Raw genomic sequence first — 7,617 nt, 5'->3', positions numbered from 1 at the left:
TGTATATGACCCGACCGGATACTCTGTTCTCCCGCGTGCGGGAAATTAACACTCTTTTTCAAATTAAGAAAAGTGTTGTGTCCGGTCATCATAGCTCCCAACTTATGTACGATCTGCTCATAGATATTTCCCGCTATACTTCCCGAACCAACACCGGCATGAAGCCGTTCGTTTATGAAAGGCTGAGGCCGGCTATGGCGCTTATCGAGACCCGCTATCGGGAACCGGTCACTTTACAGGAAATGGCCGACAGCTTGCTTGTGACCCCTCAATATACATGCCATATGTTCCAACAGGCTGTTGGGCTGAGTCCCATCGAATATTTGAACCGGTATCGGATCAGTAAGGCGAAGGAGCTTCTGCTGGAATACTCGGATCTGGGAATCAAGGCCATTACATTTGAAGTCGGCTTTGAAAACCCAAGTTATTTTATCAAGATTTTCCGTAAAAATGAAGGGATGACGCCTCTGGAATTTCGAAAAATGCATCAGTCCATATAAACGATCAGAAGCATTGCGCCATATGAATATGAAGATCGTGCTATAGGTTTTAAAATTGTGTGATTGCAAGCGCTTCCTAATGGCCTTACCATTATATTCATAAGACCTTGGAACAAATATACAATATGAATATTGTTTTATCGCAGGCTTTGAACCCCTGTGATCAAGGTCGAAATGGGAGGGTGGGGTATAAATGAAGTTAAGAAATTTAATTGTAGGCGTTGTATGCATGTCTCTCTTGTTGGCAGGTTGCGGGTCAAAGAGCTCAAGTGAAGGAAAGGAAGGAAAGGTTACCAGTCCGCCGTTACAGCCGGTTACGTTGAAAATTTATAACGACCCTGCGTACATTTCGGACAAGGATTTCAAAGAATTGATCGCTGATCCGGTCAGAAACAAATATCCGCATCTTACGGTAGAGCAAGTCTCCACCCGAAACGACCTGGATAAATTGATCGCAGCRGGGGAGTCTGTAGATTTTTTCGTAACGTGGAACGGCCAGATGACCTTTTATAAGGACCTCGGGTATTTCGAAGACATTACACCACTTGCGAAAAAGAACAATTTCGATCTGGGTAGGTTCGATCAGGGAGCTTTGGATGCAATCCGAGCCGTGTCGGAAAACGGAAAAGAATTGTATGCACTGCCTTATGCGGTTCAATTAAACGCGCTCTATTACAACAAAAGTATCTTCGATAAATACGGCGTTCCATATCCGAAGGACGGCATGACCTGGACGGAGGCAATAGAATTGGGAAAAAGAGTGTCGCGTCAGGAGGGAGCGACCCAATATTATGGTCTCGATACCGACGACTATGTCCGCTTTACGTTCCCGCTGTCCCTCGGGGCGGTGGATGCAAAGACCAATAAAGCGCAGGTTAACAGCGAGCCTTATAAGCGAGCGTTTGAAACGGCTAAACAATTGTATTCGTTACCGGGGGTAACCTATCAGAATAAGGGGATCGAACGGTTTGTTCAGAATCAGACGGTCGCCATGCTCGCCACGGTCAATATGTTTCAGCAGCTTAAGCAAGCTCCCGGACTGGATTGGGATGTAGTCCAATTCCCAAGCTATTCGGACAAACCGAACGTCTATGGCATGTACGACCTGCATATCCTCATACCCAACCGGAACAGCAAGCACCAGGACGACATGATGAGGACGATGGAAGTGCTGTTCTCCGACGAGGTGCAGACGAACATGGTCAGAAAATCGGGTCGGGTATCTACTTTAAAGGATGTTAAATATAAGCAGCAATTCGGCAAAGATCTTCCTGAATTGCAGGGTAAGCATATCGAGAGCATCTTCAAGAGCGCGCCGGCTGCCGCACCAGAATATTCGCGTTATTACCCGAAGGCAGCCGAAATTCTAAGATGGAATTACGTCGATTACATGAATAACAAGAAAGATGTTAACACGGCGCTCAGGGACGCGGAAGATGCGATCAACAAGCATATCGCCTCGCAGGGTAAGTAAGGCGAATCCGTAACAAACGTCAAGAAAGTCATGACCGGTCTACTCAAAGATAATAGGAGGCAACACAATGAATCCGCTCGCAGACGAGTTTGTCACCATTTATGAATCTCCAGATCCGTCATCGATCTTTTGCTATAGCCCGGGCATAGCCCGCCTCACTTCTGGTCGGCTGGTGGCAACTATGGACTTTGCCGGTCCAGGCGTGCAAACGCCGTACGGAAAGATCTTCACATCGGATGATCGGGGAAAAACGTGGGCGTACCGGAACGATTTTCCGTTTGTGCATGCCAGGCCGATCGTTGCAGGCAACTCTTTATACGTTTTGGGCCACCAAGGCGATTTGATGATCATTCGTTCCGACAACGATGGGGAAAGCTGGACGGAACCGGCAAGACTTACGTCCGGAGAACAATGGCATCAAGCGCCGTGCAACGTTCATTATTCGAACGGATCCGTGTATGTGGCTATGGAGAAACGTCTTCACCACAAGATCAACGTCTGGGCGGTCGGTGAATTGGCGCCGGTCCTGTTGCGAGGGAAGACGGATGCGGATTTAACAGAGGCCGCAAACTGGACGTTTGCCTCCGAGCTCGCCTTTTGCGATGCCGTTCCCGTGGAGTCGCTGGATTATTTCGGGGTTCCTTTCTTTCATGCCGATCCGTACCGTTATATCGACGTAGCGCCGGGTCGGGGCAGCGCCCCGGCGGGATGGCTCGAGACCAACGTGGTGGAATTTGTCGATCCCGATCATTATTGGCATGATCCGAGCGGACGGACATTCCATCTGTGGATGCGGGCTCATACCGGAGGTACCGGTTATGCCGCTATGGTGAAGGTCGTCGAGCAGGAGGACGGCACGATGACAACGATGCTGGAGACGGTCCCTTCAGGTAAACGGATCGTATTCGTTCCATGTCCGGGCGGACAAATGAAATTCCATATCCTCTATGACGAAGCGACTCGKCTATACTGGCTCCTTAGCACACAAGCCACGGATAGCATGACGAAAGCGGAAAGGTTGCCGGCGGACCGTTACAATCTCCCGAACAATGAGAGGAGTCGGCTTCAACTGCATTTCTCCAAAAATGGTATCGATTGGTGCTTTGCAGGCCTAGTGACGACTGGACCAACGGCTGGACAGCCCCGTCATTATGCCTCGATGGCCGTGGACGGCGAGGATCTGCATATCCTCAGCCGATCCGGTGACGAGCGGGCCTTCAGTGCGCATAACGGCAATATCATTTCCTTTCATACCGTCAAAAATTTTCGAGAACTCGTATATTGAAAGCTATTTTAAAGGAGGAGAGCGTAATGAAACGAGCAAAAAAGAATGGTAAGGCTATGCTGATCTTGTTCTCAGCATTTTTGGTCCTGTTTGCGGGAATCCCTGTCGCATCGGCGAACAACTATTCGGACGTGTTGAAGGCTCAGATCGATTTCTCCGATGCCAATTCTGGCGTCTACATAGGGAGTCCCAGCATCGTCAAGCTTACTGACGGAACTCTGCTGGCTAGCGACGACTACGGGGTTTCCATTCCCGTTATCGGAACGACCCGAGTATTTCGTTCTACGGACGATGGAGCGACTTGGTCGATGACGGCGTCGATTGACGGTCAATATTGGAGTACGTTGTTCGAACATAACGGGGCCGTTTATTTGCTTGGAACCGACAACGGTCTCGGCTCCGTCGTTATCCGCAAAAGCATCGACGGCGGCACGACTTGGAGCGAAGCCTCCATTCTTTATCAAGCTGCCGGCAACATCAAGTATCACTGTGCGCCGACGCCGGTATTGCATGCGAACGGACGCCTTTACAAAGGATTTGAACAGCAAAATAAATGGGGCATGTGGGCCTTGCTCATTTCCGTATCGGAAACGGCGGATTTGATGAATCCGTCCAATTGGACCCAATCGAACCAATCCGACATCAATCTATATATTGAGGGCAATGCCGTAGTCGGACCGGACGGACAAGTGTGGAATGTACTCCGACGCTCCGTAATCAATCGCGCAGGCATTTACAAGCTCGGGTCGGACAACAAGACGCTCACCAGGTACGGGGAATTCGATATGCCGGGCGGAGATGTGAAATTCACCATCCGTTACGATCCCGATTCGGACAAGTACATCGTGATTGTCAATGAGCACACCGATTACAACGTGAGTCAAAATAGACAACGCAATGTGCTGTCGCTTTTTTATTCGACGGACCTTGTCAATTGGACGAGGGGCAAGCTGCTTATTCAAGCGGATGAGAACTTGAATTGGTTGGATTCTGTCGCTAAAAACGGCTTCCAATACGTTGATTGGCAATTCGACGGCAACGATCTGATCTACGTCTCCCGCACTTCCTACAGTGGCGCGAACAGTCACCATAACGCAAATCGGTTGACGTTCCATCGGATTACTGATTTCCGTAATTATTTGCAGCCCGCCTCTTTAGTCGGGAGCTATCCCTTTGACGTTGACTCCAATGATGATACAGCTCAGGGGAACGATCCTATCCGAATTGGAACAAGCGGATACACATCCGGCAAGTTCGGGCAGGCCATCAACATGGACGGGACGGATTACCTTGACATGAATTACATGATCGGTAATGAAATGGCAAATGCCGACGCTGTATCCGTTAGCGTCTGGATCAACCCGAGCTTGATGCCGGCAAATGGAGCCCGATACGATATCTTGAGCACGCGTATTGATGGAACACAGGCTGGTTTTGAGCTGACAGTCGACTCCAATACGATTCGGATGGGTGCGCGAAGCGATAAATCAGACAGTTACCAGAGCAAGAGCTTCAGCTTCAACAGTCCGGATTCATGGCATCATGTCGTAGCGGTTGCGGATTTCCGGAATAAGTCGATGAAGATGTATTTGGACAAAGTGGAGCAGTCTCCCGGCGGAACATTTTCTTTTGGCCAAAATTATTATCGCCGTTATTCTCCGTCCCAAGAGGATCGCATCGGAATGAACCCCGGCGGCGGTGGAAACTTCAAAGGCATGTTGGATGAATTGAGGATTTATCGCAATGCCTTGATGCAATCGGATATCGATAGGTTGTACTACAATTTGGACAGTACTCCGCCCGTCACCGTCGCAACGGTGTCGCCTTCGCAGCCGGATGGACAAAATGGATGGTATGTGCAGCCGGTCACGGTAAGTTTAGCCGCTCGAGATAACTTGTCGGGAGTAGCGTCAACTGTATACAGTCTGGACGGCGGAACAACTTGGAAACCGTACTTGCATGATCTTGTTTTTGAAGAGGACGGTGTTTATACGTTAGCATTCCGGTCGATCGATAGTGAGGGAAATGAAGAACAGCCTCAAATGGTTGCCTTCTCCATTGACCGGACGGCGCCAGACATTCAGATCAGCGGAGGAAGAACGTACACCATCGATCAGACGGTAACGGTCACCTGCACGGCTTCGGATACCGTGTCCGGTGTTGTTTACAACTCATGCTCGGCTCCTTTGATGAACGGGCCGGCTTACCTGTTGAACATCGGTGACAATACGGTAACGGCTCATGCAACGGATGCGGCCGGAAATACCGGTTCGGCCTCAACGACGGTTACAGTCAAGGTTACTTTGGATAGCCTGATCCAACTCATCAAAGATTGGATTGCCGGCTCTAACGGCGATCAAGGCATCGCGGGCTCTTTGGTCAAAAAGCTTCAGCACGGACAATTCAAGGCTTTCATCAACGAAATTCAAGCACAGAAAGGCAAAAAAATCAAAGAAGAGGATGCAAATCTGATGATCAAGTTTGTTCATGAGTTGGAATAAATTTTGAGCCTATTCCAGATTTGGTCTGGGCTGCCGTCCAGAAAGGAATAACAGGAAAGGCCCATCGCTACAGGCGGTGGGCTTTTCGGTATTGCATGGGGGTTACGAGGCAATTGTTTTTGAATACACGGCTTAAGTAAAACCCGTTCTGATAACCGCAGCATTCCGAGATTTGATCCAGCGTCAAATCCGTTTCCGCCAGCAGAGTCTTGGCTTTTTTAAGACGAAGGGAGGTGAGATACTTGATCGGTGTCGTTCCTAACTCAGCGTGAAACTTTTTACACAGCTGCATGCGGCTAATCCCCAAAGAGGCGGCAATCGCATTGAGGCTGAATCTCTCAAATGCTTGAGCCTGAATAAGCTTGGTTGCCTGTTGAATGATCGAGTCTGCCGGTCGATGGGGTTTCTCATTCAACAGTTCCTCCGCTTCTTCACAATACAGCAGCCATAAATGATGCAGGTAATGGCTTCTACGGAGCATACTCCACCGCTCTCCTTGGATGCTGTACGGTTTCAGAGCTGCGTAATCTCCAATCAGTCTTTCTGTATTGCGCAAGCTGACTTTTCCTACTGGAAGGGCACCCAGCTCAGCAAGATCAATCTCATTTCCTTCGTCGTCTCTCCAACTCATCCGAAATACGGTCGCCATGCTGCCGGATATTCTGCTCCTTCACAATTCCGATATGGTAAAAATGGAGAGAGAAGGGTTTAAGTGGGATTTCGTTTCCTATCCGACATTTACAGATAAGCCGAATATCGGTCAAGGCTTGTTCTCAGACGGATTTATTTTGCCCAAAGGTGGGAAAAACACGGATCTTGCCTTTCAAATCATCGCCTATTTAAGCACGAATCCGGAGGTTCAGCTCGATGCTACCAAGAACGGACGTCTCACAGGCTTGAAAGATCCAGCCATCCAGAAACAGGCCTTTGCTAACAATGAAGCGGCAAAAGGAAAGAATGTCGCCGCGGTGCTCAGCCAAAAGTATCCGGACCCTGCTCCGGCAACGTTATTTGATCGTGAAGGCTCAAACATTATGAACGGGAAATTGTTGAACTATATCAATGGAAAGGCCGATGTAAATACGCTGCTCCGAGAAGGACAGGATGAGTTAACTAAGAGAATCTCCGAATTAAAGGCTACTAAGTAATAGGGATAGTAARAGTGGACACCTCTTGAGYAATGTTAGATTYCCGATCTGACATTGCTAGAGTGGTGTCYGCTTTTATTTTCCAATCAWGGYATWGAGCTGATTCAWAKGRACAGGAGGAGGARCATGTCGAATCGTTTTTACAACGTCCTRAGCAAGGCGGATTATGACCTGCCGCTGTATATCCTMTCGTCGGGGTATTGGCTCAAYCAACATGACGTCATCCGCGATAAGGGTTGGGGGGCCTACCAGTGGCTTCAATGTCAAGACGGGCAGGGCGTCCTGGAGCTTGRTGGAGAGASCGTTACGATAWCCAAGGGACAGGGCCTTCTKTTATTTCCGGRTGTTCCTCACCGATACAGGGCCGTGCTGGAACCATGGACGATTCATTGGGTGGAGTTTAATGGAACGCTYGCTTTGGAATTGCTCCGTACCTTGCACTTTCCCGAAWCGRCAGTGYTGTATATGACCCGACCGGATACTCTGTTCTCCCGCGTGCGGGAAATTAACACTCTTTTTCAAATTAAGAAAAGTGTTGTGTCCGGTCATCATAGCTCCCAACTTATGTACGATCTGCTCATAGATATTTCCCGCTATACTTCCCGAACCAACACCGGCATGAAGCCGTTCGTTTATGAAAGGCTGAGGCCGGCTATGGCGCTTATCGAGACCCGCTATCGGGAACCGGTCACTTTACAGGAAATGGCCG

7 protein-coding genes are annotated in these 7,617 nt (G+C 49.1%); 6 read left to right on the top strand and 1 reads right to left on the bottom strand.

The features are described from left to right. From AC1DWB_RS29815 to AC1DWB_RS29800, 4 genes are all read left to right on the top strand, one after another. Nucleotides 1-500: helix-turn-helix domain-containing protein (locus tag AC1DWB_RS29815; RefSeq protein WP_477544734.1), on the top strand; the 500-nt coding region annotated here is incomplete at its 5' end. A 193-nt stretch (nt 501-693) separates the two neighbouring features. After that, nucleotides 694-1,974: an ABC transporter substrate-binding protein gene (locus AC1DWB_RS29810; RefSeq protein WP_477544733.1), complete on the top strand. Its 1,281-nt coding sequence runs from the start codon at nt 694-696 to the stop codon at nt 1,972-1,974. A gap of 67 nt (nt 1,975-2,041) precedes the next feature. Beyond that, nucleotides 2,042-3,259: a sialidase family protein gene (locus AC1DWB_RS29805; RefSeq protein ID WP_477544732.1), complete on the top strand. Its 1,218-nt coding sequence runs from the start codon at nt 2,042-2,044 to the stop codon at nt 3,257-3,259. Nucleotides 3,260-3,285: 26 nt separating this feature from the next. Next, nucleotides 3,286-5,760, top strand: a complete 2,475-nt coding sequence (locus AC1DWB_RS29800) for an OmpL47-type beta-barrel domain-containing protein (RefSeq protein WP_477544731.1) — start codon at nt 3,286-3,288, stop codon at nt 5,758-5,760. Between the two features lie 67 nt (nt 5,761-5,827). On the opposite strand, the gene AC1DWB_RS29795 is transcribed toward AC1DWB_RS29800, so the two are convergent. Next, entirely contained in the window at nt 5,828-6,409 is a 582-nt protein-coding gene (locus AC1DWB_RS29795; protein WP_477544730.1) for a helix-turn-helix domain-containing protein, read from the bottom strand. Here AC1DWB_RS29795 and AC1DWB_RS29790 point away from each other — a divergent pair. Then, on the top strand, nt 6,408-6,908 hold the full coding sequence (locus AC1DWB_RS29790) for a type 2 periplasmic-binding domain-containing protein (RefSeq protein WP_477544729.1): 501 nt from the start codon (nt 6,408-6,410) through the stop codon (nt 6,906-6,908). The genes AC1DWB_RS29795 and AC1DWB_RS29790 overlap by 2 nt on opposite strands. 126 nt (nt 6,909-7,034) lie before the next feature. After that, nucleotides 7,035-7,617: AraC family ligand binding domain-containing protein (locus AC1DWB_RS29785; RefSeq protein ID WP_477544728.1), on the top strand; the 583-nt coding region annotated here is incomplete at its 3' end.

It is taken from the genome of Paenibacillus sp. P4_E11, from assembly GCF_056401635.1.
This window is presented reverse-complemented; position numbering and strand designations above follow the sequence as displayed.